Consider the following 15,522-nt stretch of genomic DNA (forward strand, 5'->3'; position numbering starts at 1 on the left):
CTCAGCCAGAGCGGATCGTTTGAATGGGAGAGATGTAGAAGGATTCATTGCAGCAACTCCCTATGGAACGATAAAGTTGGATTGAACAATCACGCTGGCTCGACCTGCCGCTTCGCTTCGCGCAGTGACGCGATACACTGGCCGCAAACAAATATCGCTACCCGTATAGCGAGGATCTAGATTGCACTCCAGCCACGTTTCCGAAGTACCCATGTATTCGATAAAGAATTGTGGAGCCGACGCGATCGACCCGACACTCGTTGTCGCTGCTCGCCATCCCCCGAAGCCTGAGGCCTTCCATCGCTCGACCGCGGTCGCATCCGGCCTCGGGCAGACACCATTGCTACAGGCGCCCCCCGCCGCCGCCGCCGCGATCGCGGCGTGCTCGGCATTGGTGCGACTGGCGGCAAGTGCCTCGCCTTCACGCAATGCCGCTTCAGCCGCCTGAAAACTGAGGTTGCGATCCACCAAATTCGCACTCATGCGCTCCTCAAGAACCGTGCTTCGCAAGACAGCCAGTCCGAGCAACGTCATGATGAGCAGCAGGATGAGCACCACAACCAGCGAAACGCCTTGCTGACGCAATGGATAGGAGACTGACCAAGATCCGCTCATGGGGCTCTATTCCGAAGAGCGATGACCTGACTCACAGTGCGTGCTAACGCCGCATTGTCCACGCCGTCACGATCAGTTCCCGCCAACGTCAAGGTGATCCTGATTGCAGTCACCTGGCTCCAACGACCGGCAACACTCGCTGCATTGCCATAACTTGTGGTTCCGTCAACCAAATAAGTCAATGCCATGTTTTGCACCCCTTCTGCAACCTCTTGCGCTTGAACACTGGCAACCCCTCCGGTATTGATCAGGGTGGATTGATAAAGCCCCCTAGTACGCCCGTTGGTGCCGATATACCAAGCTGACGCATTCAGACGGGTAATCGTGGCATTGGGACCGAAGGTGAACAGAGAGCCGCCCAATCCCAGGCGATTGGTTGCATTTCCAGGCGAACCACCCGTGCCATGTGCAATGGAAACAGTACCTGCCGCACCTGTCATCTGGAAGATGGCTCCCAAGCGCATCACACCGCCCGTTTCGGCATTGGGGCCACATACCATCAACAAGTCGCCGGGTATCAAGCCGTGTGACGCAGTGTTGACGGTAAACGTCGCAGTAGCCGGAGCATGCGCCGTCACTACCGCTGTTGCATCCCCGGACGACAGCAGCGACAACGCGTCTGTGCCAGCAATCCGTTGCCCGGCGGTTGTTGTGCCAAAACCGATCCCCGGAATCGCCGTAGACCCGTCATAGCCTTGCAGGGTTCCATTCGCAGTACCGACATTCCAGTTGGTCCACCAGCGCGTTGCCGGAGCGCCTAGCACGTTCACCATCGCCATGTTGTTGCTGCTGTTGCACGGGTTTCCGCCAGCTTCTCTGATATCCCGCGCCATCAACTCGAAAGCAACACGCGCGTTTTCCTGGACACGACTTAGGCTATCGGTAGCAGCCGCAGTTCGACGGCTGGTCAGGAACAGACCGATCGCAGCCAATGTCACCAGCAATCCCAGCACCAGTGAAATCAATAGTTCAATCAGGGTGAAACCGAGTACCGACTTGCGCGGAGTAAATATCTTGCTCATAACCGGGTGACCACGCTGAATTCGCGCTGCGCCGAGTTATCGCTGGACCCCATCGCAGTCGCGCGACTGTCGTCCCAGCGCACTGAGACAGTACAACGCACGCCATTTGCCTCGCACTGGATGGAACCACAAGCGGTCGATCCCATACTGGACTTCAGAGCAGTGATCCAATCCCGTCGATCATTGGCCGCAAGGTTGCCACCGGCGGGAACGTTGCATGTCATCGCAGCGTTATAGGCCCCCGCACGCGCAGCAGTCAGATTGGCTCGCATCGCGTCCAGAATTGCATACGACTGAACCACCATCTGGCTACGCTCAAGGGAACTACTGTTGTTCTGTAGCGCACGTGCCTGCATTGCGGCAATGCCAAGCATGCCGATGCCCAGGATCACAACGGAAATTAAAACCTCGATCAGGCTGACACCGACCTGACTTCGACGACTGCCTGCCGCTGGCGTTCTCATCTGTCTTTTCCTCAGATCAAGGCTGGTGCATCGGACGGTGCCTGACACTGCGGGTCGGTTCCGCGGGTGATTGCTACCCGACTCCCACCCGCAATTGCCACGATGCGTTGATTTTCGGGCGGCTGGGTAGTCGCCATGCAGATTGACACGGCTCCTGCCAACAACCTCGCACCAGTGGAATCACGCGCGAGTCCATCGGGTCGGAAAACAATCCGCGCGCTGGAGGAAGAAATCGCCGGGCTTACGCTTACCTGTAGCTGCGACCTGACTTCACTCACACGCAGGACTTCGGCACCACGCAATACAATCCAGCGCGCCCAGGTGCCGCCATTGGCGCATGTTGCGCCGTCATTGGATCTACACAAGGTCACACTGGCGTTGCTGCGCACGGCTTCAGAACGGGCGAGCTGGAGCGATGCCGATAACTCGTTTGCCGCAGCCGACAGCCGATTACTATTGATGAGCGCTGTGAAACTTGGGAAGGCGATAGCCATGACGATTGCCAAGACGATGACCGTCACCATCATTTCAATCAGCGAAAAACCTTGCTGTGCCCAGGGGGCCAGGCGCCGGATATAGGACATAGGGCAGCCTCCCCAGGCAACCAGATACATGAGCGTACAATACCCAAGCATTCACCCGGCTGCGAAAGGTGGGCGACGAACGGGCTCTGCGGGCGCACGAAAGGCGTCCCACCTATCAGATCGCGACAAGGGCATGATGTACAGCAGTCTTTCGGGGTACGCATCCTAATGCCAACCGCAATCGGCGAATCCTTCCTGCAAACCCTGTGGGACTCTCGTACCCTGGCGTGCGTTTTGCTCGTGGCAGAAGCGATCGCCGTGCTTTTGAGCCTGGCACCCGGCCTGCAGACCGGCTGGATCGGTTTTGGAATCACATCATTTGCAATGCAGTGGACGGCCTTGCTGACCCTGGCGGGCCTTTACCTACTTCGCCGCCGACTTAAGCGTGCCCGTCCGATCACAGTCGCCAATGTCACCCTTGCACTCCTTCTCCTAGCAGCAGCACTAGTGCTGTTTATCGCAATGGGCGTAGTTGGAAATGCATGGTCGATGGGCACACGCCAGTGGTTGAAGCTGTTGTTGCAAACCGAAGGCATCGCACTGACGGTTGGCTTGCTGGGAATATGGGCCTTTCACACTCATTGGCGCGCCAGACAATATGCAATTCGCGCGAAACAATTCGAACTCGAAGCGCTCAAGGCGAGAATTCAACCGCACTTCCTGTTCAATACGCTCAATACAGCAACAGCACTTGTGCGCCTCAATCCTGCCAATGCCGAGCGCTTACTGATGGATCTGGCAGAACTGTTTCGAGCGACTCTGACAGGGCCGGAACTTGTGACCCTATCCAAGGAGCTCGATATCGCAAAGCACTATCTAGATATCGAGCAACTCCGCTTCGGAAAGCGTTTGAGCATCGTCTGGAAGATTCCCGATGCCATTCCCCATCTCATGGTTCCGTCCCTCTCCATCCAGCCCTTGGTTGAGAATGCAATTCGTCATGGCGTGGAACTTCGTTCCGAGGCATCTCAGATAATTGTGGAACTCCGCCAAACATCGGACGCGATTGTGATCGAAATCAGCAATCCCCTCCCGCCCGATGGCAAGATAGTTCATACCGGATATCAGGTGGGACTGGCCGCCGTCCGCGCCCGCTTTCACGATCTCGACAGCAGAATTGAACTACACACCACAAAGAGGGGCAACCATTTCTTGGCTGCCCTTCATGCCCCGCTTGCAGCGATCCCCACTCGCTAAATCAGGTCACCACCCGATAACAAGGCCGGTAGTCCCCCGAAATCTTCATCCGGCGCTGTTCGACGAAGCCGCGCAACAGTTCATCCAGGGCCTGCATGATGTCCGGGTCGCCGTGGATTTCGAAGGGGCCGAATTCCTCGATGCGGCGCATGCCGTCTTCCTTGACGTTGCCGGCGACGATGCCGGAGAAGGCACGGCGCAGGTCGGCGGCCAGTGCGGGCGCTGGGCGGCCGTGGTGCAGGTCGAGGGCGGCCATAGCCTCGTGGCTGGGTTCGAACGGCTGCTGGTACTCGAGCGGGATGTGGACGGACCAGTTGAAGTAGTACGAATCCTTCTGTTCCTTGCGGTGCGCACGCACTTCGTGGATGCCTTCGGCCATGCGACGCGCCACGGCAACCGGGTCGCCGACGATGATCTCGTAGCGGGAAGCGACAGCTTCGCCCAGGGTGAGCCGGATGAAGCGGTCGATCTGCTCGAAATACGGCGCGGCAATGGTCGGGCCGGTCAGAATCAGCGGGAACGGCAGGTCGGCGTTCTCTTCGCGCAGCAGGATGCCGAGCAGGTAGAGGATTTCCTCTGCCGTGCCGACGCCGCCCGGAAACACCAGGATGCCGTGGCCGATGCGGACGAAGGCTTCCAGGCGCTTCTCGATGTCCGGCATGATCACCAGGTGGTTGACGATCGGGTTCGGCGACTCGGCGGCGATGATGCCCGGCTCGGTCACGCCGATGTAGCGCGTGTGATGCTTGCGCTGCTTGGCGTGCGCGATGGTGGCGCCCTTCATCGGGCCCTTCATGGCGCCTGGGCCGCAGCCGGTGCAGATGTCCAGCCCCCGTAGGCCAAGCTCGTAGCCCACCTGTTTGGTGTAGAGGTACTCGTCGCGCGAGATGGAATGGCCACCCCAGCACACGACCAGGTTCGGGTCCGACGGCTGCAGGATGCGCGCATTGCGCAGCTGCCCGAACACCGCGTTGGTGATGCCTTCGCTGGTATCCAGATCCCCGCGCTGGGCTTCCAGCTCGATCGCCATGTAGGCCAGGTCGCGCACCACGGCGAACAGCAGCTCGGCAACACCCCGGATGATCTCGCCATCGACAAAGGCCATCGCCGGTGCGTTGCTCAGATCGATGCGGATGCCGCGGTCCTGCTGGTTCACCTGGATATCGAAATCCGGATACAGATCGCGCGCGGCGCGCGGGTCGTCCGACGCGCTGCCGCTGGTGAGCACGGCCAACGCGCAGCGGCGCAACAGCTCATGCATGCCACCGCTGGAGGCATCGCGCAGACGCGCAACTTCCGCCTTGGACAACACGTCCAGGCCACCGCGCGGGTAGATCCGCGCATCCACCACCGGCAGCGCCCGTGCTGCCGTACTGCTGAGTTCCATAGTTTGCTCCTGTCGTATCTCAGAACTTTAGCGTACTCACCCGCACAAAAGAAAACGGCCGGGAGAACCCGGCCGTTTTTGCAAGCTTCGACACGCTAGCCAGCTTTAGAACTGGTAGCGGAAGCCCAGCTGCAGCGCCCAGCGGGAGATGCCCTTGTCGTCATAGATGGTTGACGGATCGGGCGTATTGAAGCGGTAAACGTATTTACCGGTAGCCGCATCGATACCGCCGTACTCAACCACGCCGCGCATACCCGGGAACGCGTACTCGTCCACACGGCCCCACTTCTTATTGAGCAGGTTTCCGACGTTCATCACGTCAAGCCAGATCTGCGCCTTGTTGCCTTCTAAGAAGCCAGGCAGCTCCTGCTCGATGTGCAGGTCGAACTGGTTTACCCACGAGTTGCGCACTGCATTGCGCTGCGCAACCTGTCCCTTATGGGACGACAAATATTCATCATTGTTGACGAAGTTCCAAAACGCAGCCTCTTCCGCTGCCGAGCCAAAGCGAACATCACCCGGACCTGCGGGGATGTACAGCAGGTCGTTCAAGCGGCTGTCGCCGTTTGCATCATTGTCAAACGTATAGCTGTAGGGACGGCCACTACGGCCCTGATAGATCAGGCCGACCTTGGTGGCAAAGTCGCCGAAGAAGTTGTGCTTCCACTGCAACGTTCCCAGGAAGCTGTTGCGGATCTCATAAGCAGACGTCGCATTGACCTCTTCGTTAGCCTGGAACACCGCCGTATTGCCCAGCTGCGAACCGGAGGTGGAGCTTGTCAGGCCACTCACTTCGTCGGCATTAGCGAAGGTATAAGCCAGGCTCCAGGACCAATCGCTATCGTTGAACGGCTTATTCAATCCAACGGTCAGACTCTGGCTGCCACCCTTGCTGGTAGAGCGCGCAATAATCGCATCGTTGTAGCTGCGATAGCGATTGCCACGCGGATCGACCGAAATGCCAGTCGGCTGGGTTCCGTTGACATTCCAGTTGGCGGGATTTAAGCCCGCCTGATTCCAATATATCTGACGACCATCCTGACCGACCGCAGTCGGTCCGGTCTGGCTGAGATTCAGCTGTTGGTAGTAAATAGCTTCTTTGACCTTCGTAACGACGCCCTCAACCGACGCCACTACACCGTACCACGGCAACTCGGCATCGAACGCCAGGTTCGCCTTCCAGACAGCAGGTTGACCCAGATCCTTGTCAACGAAGTCGACGGACTGAGTGGCGCCGTTCAATGTCCCGTTACCACGCGGCTGGTTGTTGATGTCCGGCGTAAACGCGATGCCGTTGCTGTTGACCAGATTTACGCTTGAGAAGTTGTAATCGGTGTAAGCCAGACCGGTATTCGAGTAAGGATTGGACAGCCATACCGACGCCGCTGCGCCTTGGAACAGGCCAACACCGCCACGCAACTGTGTAGGACGGTCTGCATCGAAGGTGTAATTGAACCCAAAGCGCGGCTGCAGAAGGCCGTTGCCATCTATGGTTTCATCATTACGCACATCAAACGTGGTCGAGGCAGCTGCATTATATTGCGGCTTGTTCTTCACCATCGGCTCGTCGTAACGCACACCGAAGGTCAAGGTCAGGTTGCTGTTGACAGCCCATGTATCCTGCAAGAACAGGCCGACGTTCTTCATGCCCCACTGCGCGGCGATATCGTCGATATTTCCGCTGGTGGACTGAGAGTAACGGTAGCTAGCCGGACGATTGTTGCGATAGTCGGCAATCGAGTTGAAGTTGTACGAACCAAAGACACGCTGAGCAAACAAGTTGAAGATGTCGTTGTCTTCGTAGTCGCCACCAAACTTCAGGGTGTGATCATCCAGATACAGATTGGCAGCAAAGAACGCATTCCACGTTTCAGTACGCAGCGCATTGGCCTGTGTACTCTGCTCGGTACCGAAGTTGACGAAGTTGTTGCCGATCCGGACACCGACAGCCGGCAATTGCGAGGCAGCGTCACGCACTGCGGAATAATCGCGGTAGGAAACCTTGGCTTCGGTAGAGAACTTCTCGGTCCAGTCACTGAACAATTGAGCGGTGTAGGTTTCAAGCTCGAAATTGCGGGTGTAATGGTACGAGTTCAGTGACAAGGCTGTAGCGCTGAAGCCATTGAGGTTGGCGGTCTCTTGTTCGGACTTGCCGTAACGAAACGAGGCGCGGTGCTTGTCGCTGATGTTCCAGTCGATCTTAATGCCCTTCTCTTCCGACTCAGAATCAAGTGCTGGCAGAGCCAGTGTTCCCGGGTCGAAGCCATAGACATTGCGCGAAATGTCGACGATCTCGTCAACCTGTGCCTGGCTCACGCCAACGATATTGCTGGCGCCCGAGCCGGTCGGACCGTAGCCGGATGCTCCGGTGAACACGCCTTTGCCCTTGTACTTTTCGTAGTTAGCGAAGAAAAACAGCTTGTCCTTGACAACCGGCCCGCCCAGGGTCAGGCCATAAGTGGCTTCATTGTCGAACAGCTGCGGGCGGATACCGTTTTGGTTTTTTCCGGACCAGTCGTTCTCACGATAGGTTCCATAAACTGAACCGTGAAATTCGTTGGTACCAGACTTGGTCACGGCATTAATGACGCCGCCGGTGCCACCGGTGATGGCCACATCGTAATTGGCCACGTCTACCGAGATTTCGTCGATGACGTCCATCGAGAACGGCTGGCGCGGAGTCGGCAGGCTGTTGGATTCCAGTCCGAAAGCATCGTTGGTGCTGATGCCGTCGACGCGGATCGCGTTGTAGCGCGGGTTCTGGCCGGCGATGGAGATTTCGTTGCGCGCCTTATCGGTCTGCGCGACGCGCGGATCCAGACGCACATAGTCCTGCAGGTTGCGGTTGATCGACGGCAGCGACTCGATTTCTTCGCGGGTCACGTTGGTGCCGGTGCCCATTTTGTTGGCGCTGAAGATCGCCGAGCCGTAGTTGCCTGCGATCGCCTGCACGGTACCGAGCGTGGCCAAATCGCCGCCCAGGGCTGCATCAACCTGATTGACCTTATCCAGGTTCAAGTACACGCCTTCACGCGTGGTGTTGCCCGCGCCGGAAGCGGTAATGGTGATCGTGTACGGCCCACCCACGCGCAGGCCGCGCGCGTTGTAGCGTCCGCTGGCATCGGTGGTGGCGCGGCTGACCGTGCCCGATTCGATGTGGGTGATCGTCACTTCGGCATTCGGCACCGGTTGACCGGCGCTGCTGGTCACCAGGCCAGCGACGCCGGCAGAGGTGCTCTGGGCGAACACGGGGGCGGCGGCGAGTGCGGCAACAAGGCCAAGCGTCAGCTTGGACATGCGGAGACAGCGGGGGTGGGTCATTTCGGTAGCCTCGATACAGGTTGGGCAGTGACAAAAAGGCGCAGTCAGCCCAACCGTTCCCGGGGGTGGGCTGCCGATGATCTGGGGTCCCTTGCCGCGCGGCTGGTTGCTGCCGCAACGGTTAACAACAGATTAACACGCTAAGGCCTGATTGTGACGGCGACGTGACAAAGTTCGCGCAGTGCAACATGAACTTCGCATGTGAAGGCCTAAACGCCAGCTTGCGCAAAGTCGCGTGGCGTTTGCGACCGGCGTCGCGCAATCGAGCTGGCTTGTCGGGTACCGGGCGTCGTTTGGTCTAAAAGCGTAGCGATGGCAGTTGGAAGTCATCTCCTACTGAAGCCGTCTGGCGCCGCCGACCGCTTGTGCCGTCACGGGTCAGCAACGCGGCTTCAAATTCCCGCCCGGCATTCACAGATCGTCCCCACGCACCCTGCCCGTCTATCACCGACTGGACTCAGATTGATACCGGCAGCTTGAAATAAGTGCCAAGGCCGTCCAGAAACATCTGCACCGAAATGGCCACCAGCAACATGCCCATCAGGCGCTCGATCGCGGTCAGTGCGCGATGACCGAGCAGTTTGTACAACAGCGGTGCCGAGGCCAGGATGGTGGATGCACCGATCCAGGCGATCATCAGCGCCAGGCTCCAATCCCATAGCCGGGTGGGTTCGTTGCTGCCCATCAGCATCACTGCGGCCATGCCGGACGGGCCGGCCACCAGCGGGATCGCCAGCGGCACGATGAAGGGCTCACCGTCGGGAATTTCGCCCATTAGGCCTTCCGGGCGCGGGAAGATCATGCGGATGCCGATCAAGAACAGCACGATGCCGCCGGCGATCGCCACCGATTCCTGGCGCAGATGCATCAGCTCCAGCGCGTACTTGCCGCCCCACAGGAACGCCATCAGCACGAACAGGGCGATCAGCAACTCGCGCGCGAGCACGAAGCGCTGGCGCTTGGACGGCAGCGGCTTGAGCACGCTGAGAAACACCGGAATGTTGCCCAGCGGGTCGAGGATCAGGAACAGCAGCAGTGCCGCCGAAAGAATGGTCATGCGGAAGGACTCCAGATCGCGCCGCGGTGCGCGCCACCGGCCGTGGACAACAAGGTGACGCAGGAAGCGGCATAGCGCGTGGGGTCCAGCGCTTCGCTGTCTTCCTGATGGGTGAAGGCGCGCGCGCGCAAGGCGGTGCGCATCGGGCCGGGCTGCAGTCCGCTGATGCGCACCGGGCCGGCGGCGGTTTCGTGATGCAGGCTGGCGAGCAGGCCACGCTGTGCATGCTGGGCAGCGCCATAGGCACCCCAATACGCCTGGCCAACGCGTGCGGGGTCATCGACAACGAAGACTACCGCCGCATCGCCTTGCTGCCGCAATAGCGGCAGGCAGGCCTGAGTCAACCAGGCGCGCGCGGTGAGGTTGATATGGAGGTTGCGTGCGAAGTCGGCAGGCGCCGCGAGTTCGGCCGGGGTCAAGCCGACGAAATCGGCGGCGCAATGCAGCAGGCCGTGCAGGCCACCGAGCTCGGACTGCAGCCGCTGCGCCAGTGCGGCGTAATCGTCCGGCGTGGCGCCGGCCAGATCCAGCGGATACAGCAACGGCTCCGGACCCAGCCTGGCAACCGCGTCATAGACGCGCTCCAGCGGGCGCAGCTTGCGGCCAAGCAACACCACGGTCGCACCGGCGGATGCACACGCCTGCGCCGCAGCGCTCCCTAGGCCGCCGGCTGCACCGGTGATCAGCACCACGCGGCCGGCAAGTGCCGCCGCGTCGGGCCGGGCCTGCGCCAGACTCACGGTTGGTAAGCCTCGCTGACAATGCGCTTGAGCTCGCCGGCTTCGAACAATTCCAGCGTGATGTCGCAACCGCCGATCAGCTCGCCGTGGATGAACAGTTGCGGGAAGGTCGGCCAGTTGGAATAGCGCGGCAGATTGGCGCGCACTTCGGGCTCTTCCAGCACGTTGACCGTGCGCAACTGATCGGCGCCGGCAGCCACCAGGGCCTGCACGGCGCGGCTGGAAAAACCGCACATCGGAAATTGCGGGGTGCCTTTCATGAACAGCACGATCGGGTGTTGTTCGACTTCGGCCTGGATCCGTTCCATCACCGGCATTGGACTCTCCTGACTGGGAGCGGCAGGCCCGACCGCCGGGTCGGATAGACTTCCGCAAAGGCGCGCATTGTAAGCCTTCAGCGCGACCTGTCGCCGCACTCCCTTCGCTGCCATTGCCATCATGCCGATCGAACACCTTGCACTGCCCTACTCCCGCGTCGCCCTGGAGCCGTATCTGTCCGCCGCCACATTGGAGGCGCACCACGGCGTCTGTCACCGCAGCGAGGTCGATCGGCTCAATGCGCGCATCGAAGGCAGCGAGTTCGCCGAGCTGACGCTGGAAGACATCATCGCGCAGGCGCAAGGCACGCTGTTCCATCTGGCTGCGCAGGTGTGGAACCACAATTTCTATTGGCAGTGCCTGCGCCCGCGCGGCGGCGGTGAGCCGCTGGGCCGGCTGGCCGACCGCATCGCCAAATCGTTCGGCGACTTCGTGCATTTCAAGCAGGAATTCAACCGCGTCGCCCTGGGCAGCTTCGGCTCGGGCTGGGTGTGGCTGGTGCAGCGCCCGGATGGCGCACTGGCGGTCGTTGCCACGCCGAATGCGTCCACGCCACTCACCGGGCCGGACACCCCGCTGCTCGCCTGCGACCTCTGGGAGCACGCCTATTACCTGGATTACCGGCAGGACCGCGCGCAGTACCTGGACGCGTTCTGGAAGCTGATCAACTGGGAGTTCGTGGCCAGCCGGTTGGGTTAGCCGCTTGCGCCGTTACAACAGGTCAACGATCAGGTGACCTGTTGCAACAGCGTCCGGCGGCACCGCGCACTGCCGTGCATCTTCGCCACGGACCTGCGCATCGGCGAGGCCGCAGCAGCGCCAGCGATGGCTCTGCGAATTACCCTTCGCTCAAACGCGCGAGCACCGGTCCGACCTGCGCATCACGCTGCAGCGCGGCGCCTGCTTCGCTCAGTGCCTGCGCAAGCGCCTGCGGCGTCTCTGCGCGCAGTGTGGCATGGCCGACCTTGCGGCCCTCGCGCGATTGTTTGCCATAGTCGTGCCAATGCCCACCAGGCACCGCCAAAAATGCAGCCGCGTCCGGCATCGCGCTCAGCCAGTTGAGCATGCAGGCATGTCCGCGCATCGCGGTGCTGCCGAGCGGCAGACCGAGCACGGCGCGCACATGATTTTCGAACTGTGAGGTCTCGGCACCTTCGATGGTCCAATGCCCGGAGTTGTGCACGCGCGGGGCCATCTCGTTGGCGAGCAACTGGCCATCGCGCACGAACAGTTCCAGCGCGAAGACGCCGACGTAGTCCAGCCGCTCGGCGACCGCACGCGCGTGCGCCTCTGCCGCAGCCTGCACGCCAGCATCCACACGCGCCGGCGCAAGACTGGCCGAGAGTACGCCGTCCACATGCCAGTTCTCGGTCAGCGGCCAGGCGCGGAATTCGCCATCGCGCCCACGCACTGCCACCACACTGACCTCGCGCTCAAACGGCACGAAGGCCTCCACGATCAGCCCGACCTTCGCCGCCTGCGCGCCGAGCGCGTCCCATGCGGCATCGGCATCGGCCAGCGTCTTGATGCGGAACTGGCCCTTGCCGTCGTAGCCGAAGCGACGTGTCTTGAGCACGCACGGCGTGCCGATACGGGCCAATGCAGCGTCGAGCCCTGCACGGTCGTCGATAGCGGCGAACTCGGGCACCGGAATGCCGAGCTCGCGGAACAGGGTTTTTTCGCTGAGCCGGTCCTGCGCCACCGCCAACGCGGCAGCGCTGGGAAACACCGGCACCTGCGCAGCCAACTGCTGCGCGCCGGCGGCCGGCACGTTTTCGAAATCGAAGGTGATCACATCCACGTGCGCGGCGAATGCGGCAAGCGCGGCGGTGTCGTCAAAGGCGCCTGCCTGCAGCGGCGCCACCTGCCCTGCGCAGGCATCGGTGGCCGGGTCGAACACCGCAAACCGCAAGCCCAGCGGCGCACCGGCCAACACCAGCATGCGGGCCAACTGGCCGCCACCCAGAATGCCGACCGTGGTCATTGGCGCGGGTCGTCGCTGGCCATGACATCGTCGGTCTGCCTGGCGCGGAACTGCGCCAGTGCCTGACCGATCTGCGCCTGCTCCGGCGCCAGCATCGCGGCGGCGAACAAGGCCGCATTGGCCGCGCCGGCGTTGCCGATCGCAAACGTCGCCACCGGAATCCCGGCCGGCATCTGCACGATCGACAGCAGTGAATCCATGCCGTTGAGCGCCTTGGACTGTACCGGCACACCGAGCACCGGCACCGCCGTCTTGGCCGCCAGCATGCCCGGCAGATGCGCCGCACCGCCGGCACCGGCAATGATCGCGCGCAGACCGCGTGCGCCAGCCTGCTCGGCATAGCTGAACAACACGTCCGGTGTGCGGTGCGCCGAGACCACCTTGACCTCGTAAGGCACGCCCAGCGCATCGAGCTTCTGAGCTGCGTGTTGCATGGTTTCCCAATCGGAACGGGAACCCATCACGATGCCGACCAGCGGCGCGGAGTGGTTGGAGGTCATGGCCCTGCCCTGCGGTAAAGACGTATTCTAGCCATCTTCCACGCAAGACAAGACTTCGATGGATCGCAAACTGCTCGACCTGCTGTGCTCGCCCGACACCCGCCAGCCGCTCTCGCTGCTCGACGGCAAGGGCCTGGAGGCACTCAACACCGCCATCGCCGGCGGGACCCTGCAGCGTGCCGACGGCACCGCGCAGACACAGCCACTGCGCGAGGCGCTGATCACGCGCGACCGCAAGCAGATCTTCCGCGTCGACGACGGCATTCCGGTGCTGTTGGCCGAAGAAGCCATCGGCACTGCGCAGATCGCCGACTTCCCCGAAAAGTGAATCCTTCCGTACGCACCACCGTGCCGGAGGCACCACCGGCCGCGCTGGTGGACGCCGATGTGGCGCGCGCGTTGGCCGAGGACATCGGCAGCGGCGATGTGACCGCGGCGCTATTGCCCGATCAGCCAGACAGCGCGTACCTGCTGTGCAAGCAGGACGCCGTGATCGCCGGGCGGCCATGGTTCGACGCCACGCACCGCGCGCTCGATCCGCAGGTGCGGATCGACTGGCAGGTGCACGAAGGCCAGCACGTCGCCGCCGGCACGGTGCTGGCGCTGCTGCATGGCCGCAGCCGCAGCCTGGTCAGCGCCGAGCGCACCTCGCTCAACTTCATGCAGACGCTGTCGGCCACCGCGACCGCCACCGCTGCATACGTGGCTGCCGTGGCCGGCACCGGCACGCGCATCCTGGACACGCGCAAGACGCTGCCGGGCCTGCGCGTCGCGCAGAAATACGCGGTGCGCTGCGGCGGTGGCGACAATCACCGCATCGGCCTGTTCGACACGGTGATGCTCAAGGAAAACCATATCCGCGCCGCCGGCTCGCTGAGCGCCGCCGTGCATGCCGCACGTGCGCAGCAACCGCAGTTGCCGCTGGTGGTCGAAGTGGAAACATTGGAGCAGTTGCGCGAGGCCTTGCAGGTCGGCTGCACGCGCATCCTGATCGACGATTTCGACCCGGCGATGCGTCGCGACGCGGTGCGCATCGTTGCCGCGCTGCCGCGCGAACAACGCATTCCGCTGGAGGTTTCCGGCAGCGTGGATCTGGCCGGCATTGCCGCCATTGCGGCCGATGGGGTGGATTGCATCTCCATCGGCGGGCTCACCAAGCATGTGCACGCGGTCGATCTATCGCTCAAACTCGGCCCACCGCCGCGCTGATTTCACGCGTGCCCGCAGCCGGCTCTGTCAGCCTGCTGCGATTGTTCTGTGCAGGATCTGCGATGACTGTAAAACCTTGGCCGTGGCTCTGTCTGGTGTTGGCCGCATGGGGCGGCACCGCGGCTGCCGCGGAAGTCTGCGATGTACCGCCGCGCTTCGGCACCAGCCCTGCAGCAATCGCCATCGTGCGGAGTGCCTGCAACGAGCATCGCCTGTGGCAGCACCCGTTTATCGATGCCAAGGGCCGCCTGGCCAGCCTGGGCGTGACCGAAGCCGAATCGGGCTATCTGGCCGACCACGGCGTGGTCGCGTGGCAACGCGTGGCCGGCTACTGGCGCGACAGCGGCACGCTGGCATCGATGGGCGGCCGTCCCGGCGCATCGAGTTGCGCGGCACTGGATGGCACGCGCTACACCGCCAGCGATTGCCGCGCGTTCCTGATCGACAACCCATGGTCGGCCGCCTTCATCTCCTGGGTGATGACGCAGGCCGGCCTGAGCGGTTTCCATCGCTCTGCACGCCATCTGGATTACATCCGCAGCGCCTACAACGATGGCGCCAGCGGCCCGTACCAGTTCACCGACCCGGCGGTGGAAAAACCCGCCCCCGGCGATCTGCTGTGCCTGCTGCGCGGGCGCAGCGCTGCGCTCGGCTACGCCGGCCTCAAGGCCGGGCTTGGCGGCAGCGCGCCGATGCCGTGGCAATCGCATTGCGACGTGGTGATCGCCGCCAACGTCGGTGGCGATCGCACCCTGTACCTGATCGGCGGCAATGTGTTCAACACGGTGATGATGCGCAAGATGCCGCTGGACCGCGCCGGCCGCGTGGTGTTGCCGACGCCCCAATCCGACGGCAGCCAGGACCAGAGCGAGGACGGCCTGGGCATCGCCAGCGAGTGCACGCCGGCACACGAAGAACTCTGCGATTTCAATCGACGCGACTGGGCGGCCCTGTTGAAGCTGCGCCCGGATGCGGTGATGACGGCGCCACCACCGGTCGAACCGCTGCCTTCGCCAACCACCTTACCCACCACTATGCCGCCGGGTTTCCCGCGCGTCGTGCCGCCGCGTCCGGAGACACAGCCCGCGCCGACACAGCAGCCCGGGTAAGCAAGGCTCAAAGCC

At 62.2% G+C, this 15,522-nt stretch carries 16 protein-coding genes; 5 read left to right on the plus strand and 11 right to left on the minus strand.

The window, feature by feature from the left end:
• Positions 1–60: 60 nt before the first annotated feature.
• From ABQY74_RS12685 to ABQY74_RS12700, 4 genes are read right to left on the minus strand one after another with little or no spacing between them, the layout of a single operon-like run.
• Positions 61–615, minus strand: a complete 555-nt coding sequence (locus ABQY74_RS12685; protein ID WP_102581436.1) for a PilX N-terminal domain-containing pilus assembly protein — start codon at positions 613–615, stop codon at positions 61–63.
• The gene (locus tag ABQY74_RS12690) at positions 612–1,637 is read right to left on the minus strand and encodes a PilW family protein (protein ID WP_104573542.1); all 1,026 of its coding nucleotides are present in this window, start codon (positions 1,635–1,637) and stop codon (positions 612–614) included. The genes ABQY74_RS12685 and ABQY74_RS12690 overlap by 4 nt, the downstream gene beginning before the upstream one ends.
• Positions 1,634–2,101, minus strand: coding sequence for a type IV pilus modification protein PilV (gene pilV, locus ABQY74_RS12695; RefSeq protein ID WP_102584839.1), 468 nt, complete (start codon positions 2,099–2,101; stop codon positions 1,634–1,636). The genes ABQY74_RS12690 and pilV overlap by 4 nt, the downstream gene beginning before the upstream one ends.
• An 11-nt stretch (positions 2,102–2,112) precedes the next feature.
• Complete coding sequence (locus ABQY74_RS12700) at positions 2,113–2,685, minus strand: GspH/FimT family pseudopilin (RefSeq protein WP_104554099.1); 573 nt, start codon at positions 2,683–2,685, stop codon at positions 2,113–2,115.
• 168 nt (positions 2,686–2,853) lie between these two features.
• Here ABQY74_RS12700 and ABQY74_RS12705 point away from each other — a divergent pair, with 168 nt between their 5' ends.
• Positions 2,854–3,882 carry a sensor histidine kinase gene (locus tag ABQY74_RS12705; RefSeq protein WP_102584837.1) on the plus strand — a complete coding sequence of 343 codons (1,029 nt, stop codon included), beginning with the start codon at positions 2,854–2,856 and terminating at the stop codon, positions 3,880–3,882.
• A gap of 1 nt (position 3,883) precedes the next feature.
• Here ABQY74_RS12705 and ppnN read toward each other — a convergent pair whose 3' ends face one another.
• The 5 genes from ppnN to grxD form a co-directional block, all read right to left on the minus strand.
• On the minus strand, positions 3,884–5,269 hold the full coding sequence (gene ppnN, locus ABQY74_RS12710) for a nucleotide 5'-monophosphate nucleosidase PpnN (RefSeq protein ID WP_024937957.1): 1,386 nt from the start codon (positions 5,267–5,269) through the stop codon (positions 3,884–3,886).
• 105 nt (positions 5,270–5,374) lie between these two features.
• Positions 5,375–8,590 carry a TonB-dependent receptor gene (locus tag ABQY74_RS12715; protein ID WP_102584836.1) on the minus strand — a complete coding sequence of 1,072 codons (3,216 nt, stop codon included), beginning with the start codon at positions 8,588–8,590 and terminating at the stop codon, positions 5,375–5,377.
• 457 nt (positions 8,591–9,047) lie between these two features.
• The gene (locus ABQY74_RS12720; RefSeq protein WP_104573545.1) at positions 9,048–9,647 is read right to left on the minus strand and encodes a YhgN family NAAT transporter; all 600 of its coding nucleotides are present in this window, start codon (positions 9,645–9,647) and stop codon (positions 9,048–9,050) included.
• The gene (locus ABQY74_RS12725; RefSeq protein WP_104573546.1) at positions 9,644–10,387 is read right to left on the minus strand and encodes an SDR family NAD(P)-dependent oxidoreductase; all 744 of its coding nucleotides are present in this window, start codon (positions 10,385–10,387) and stop codon (positions 9,644–9,646) included. The genes ABQY74_RS12720 and ABQY74_RS12725 overlap by 4 nt, the downstream gene beginning before the upstream one ends.
• Complete coding sequence (gene grxD, locus ABQY74_RS12730) at positions 10,384–10,704, minus strand: Grx4 family monothiol glutaredoxin (protein WP_006450539.1); 321 nt, start codon at positions 10,702–10,704, stop codon at positions 10,384–10,386. The genes ABQY74_RS12725 and grxD overlap by 4 nt, the downstream gene beginning before the upstream one ends.
• A 121-nt stretch (positions 10,705–10,825) precedes the next feature.
• On the opposite strand from grxD, the gene ABQY74_RS12735 reads away from it, so the two are divergent.
• Complete coding sequence (locus ABQY74_RS12735; RefSeq protein WP_349791691.1) at positions 10,826–11,404, plus strand: Fe-Mn family superoxide dismutase; 579 nt, start codon at positions 10,826–10,828, stop codon at positions 11,402–11,404.
• Positions 11,405–11,543: 139 nt separating this feature from the next.
• On the opposite strand, the gene ABQY74_RS12740 is transcribed toward ABQY74_RS12735, so the two are convergent.
• Entirely contained in the window at positions 11,544–12,689 is a 1,146-nt protein-coding gene (locus ABQY74_RS12740) for a 5-(carboxyamino)imidazole ribonucleotide synthase (protein WP_349791693.1), read from the minus strand.
• The gene (purE, locus tag ABQY74_RS12745; RefSeq protein ID WP_039510673.1) at positions 12,686–13,189 is read right to left on the minus strand and encodes a 5-(carboxyamino)imidazole ribonucleotide mutase; all 504 of its coding nucleotides are present in this window, start codon (positions 13,187–13,189) and stop codon (positions 12,686–12,688) included. The genes ABQY74_RS12740 and purE overlap by 4 nt, the downstream gene beginning before the upstream one ends.
• Before the next feature lie 58 nt (positions 13,190–13,247).
• Between purE and ABQY74_RS12750 the strand changes: the two genes are divergently transcribed.
• From ABQY74_RS12750 to ABQY74_RS12760, 3 genes are all read left to right on the plus strand, one after another.
• A complete protein-coding gene (locus ABQY74_RS12750; RefSeq protein WP_024937963.1) occupies positions 13,248–13,517 on the plus strand; it encodes a Trm112 family protein in 270 nt (89 codons plus the stop codon).
• Positions 13,514–14,398 carry a carboxylating nicotinate-nucleotide diphosphorylase gene (gene nadC, locus ABQY74_RS12755; RefSeq protein WP_349791695.1) on the plus strand — a complete coding sequence of 295 codons (885 nt, stop codon included), beginning with the start codon at positions 13,514–13,516 and terminating at the stop codon, positions 14,396–14,398. Before ABQY74_RS12750 ends, nadC begins: the two co-directional genes overlap by 4 nt.
• A 62-nt stretch (positions 14,399–14,460) precedes the next feature.
• Positions 14,461–15,507: a DUF2272 domain-containing protein gene (locus ABQY74_RS12760; protein ID WP_104569831.1), complete on the plus strand. Its 1,047-nt coding sequence runs from the start codon at positions 14,461–14,463 to the stop codon at positions 15,505–15,507.
• Positions 15,508–15,522: the final 15 nt, after the last annotated feature.

It is taken from the genome of Xanthomonas sp. WHRI 7064, assembly GCF_040202355.2.
GTDB lineage: Bacteria > Pseudomonadota > Gammaproteobacteria > Xanthomonadales > Xanthomonadaceae > Xanthomonas > Xanthomonas arboricola.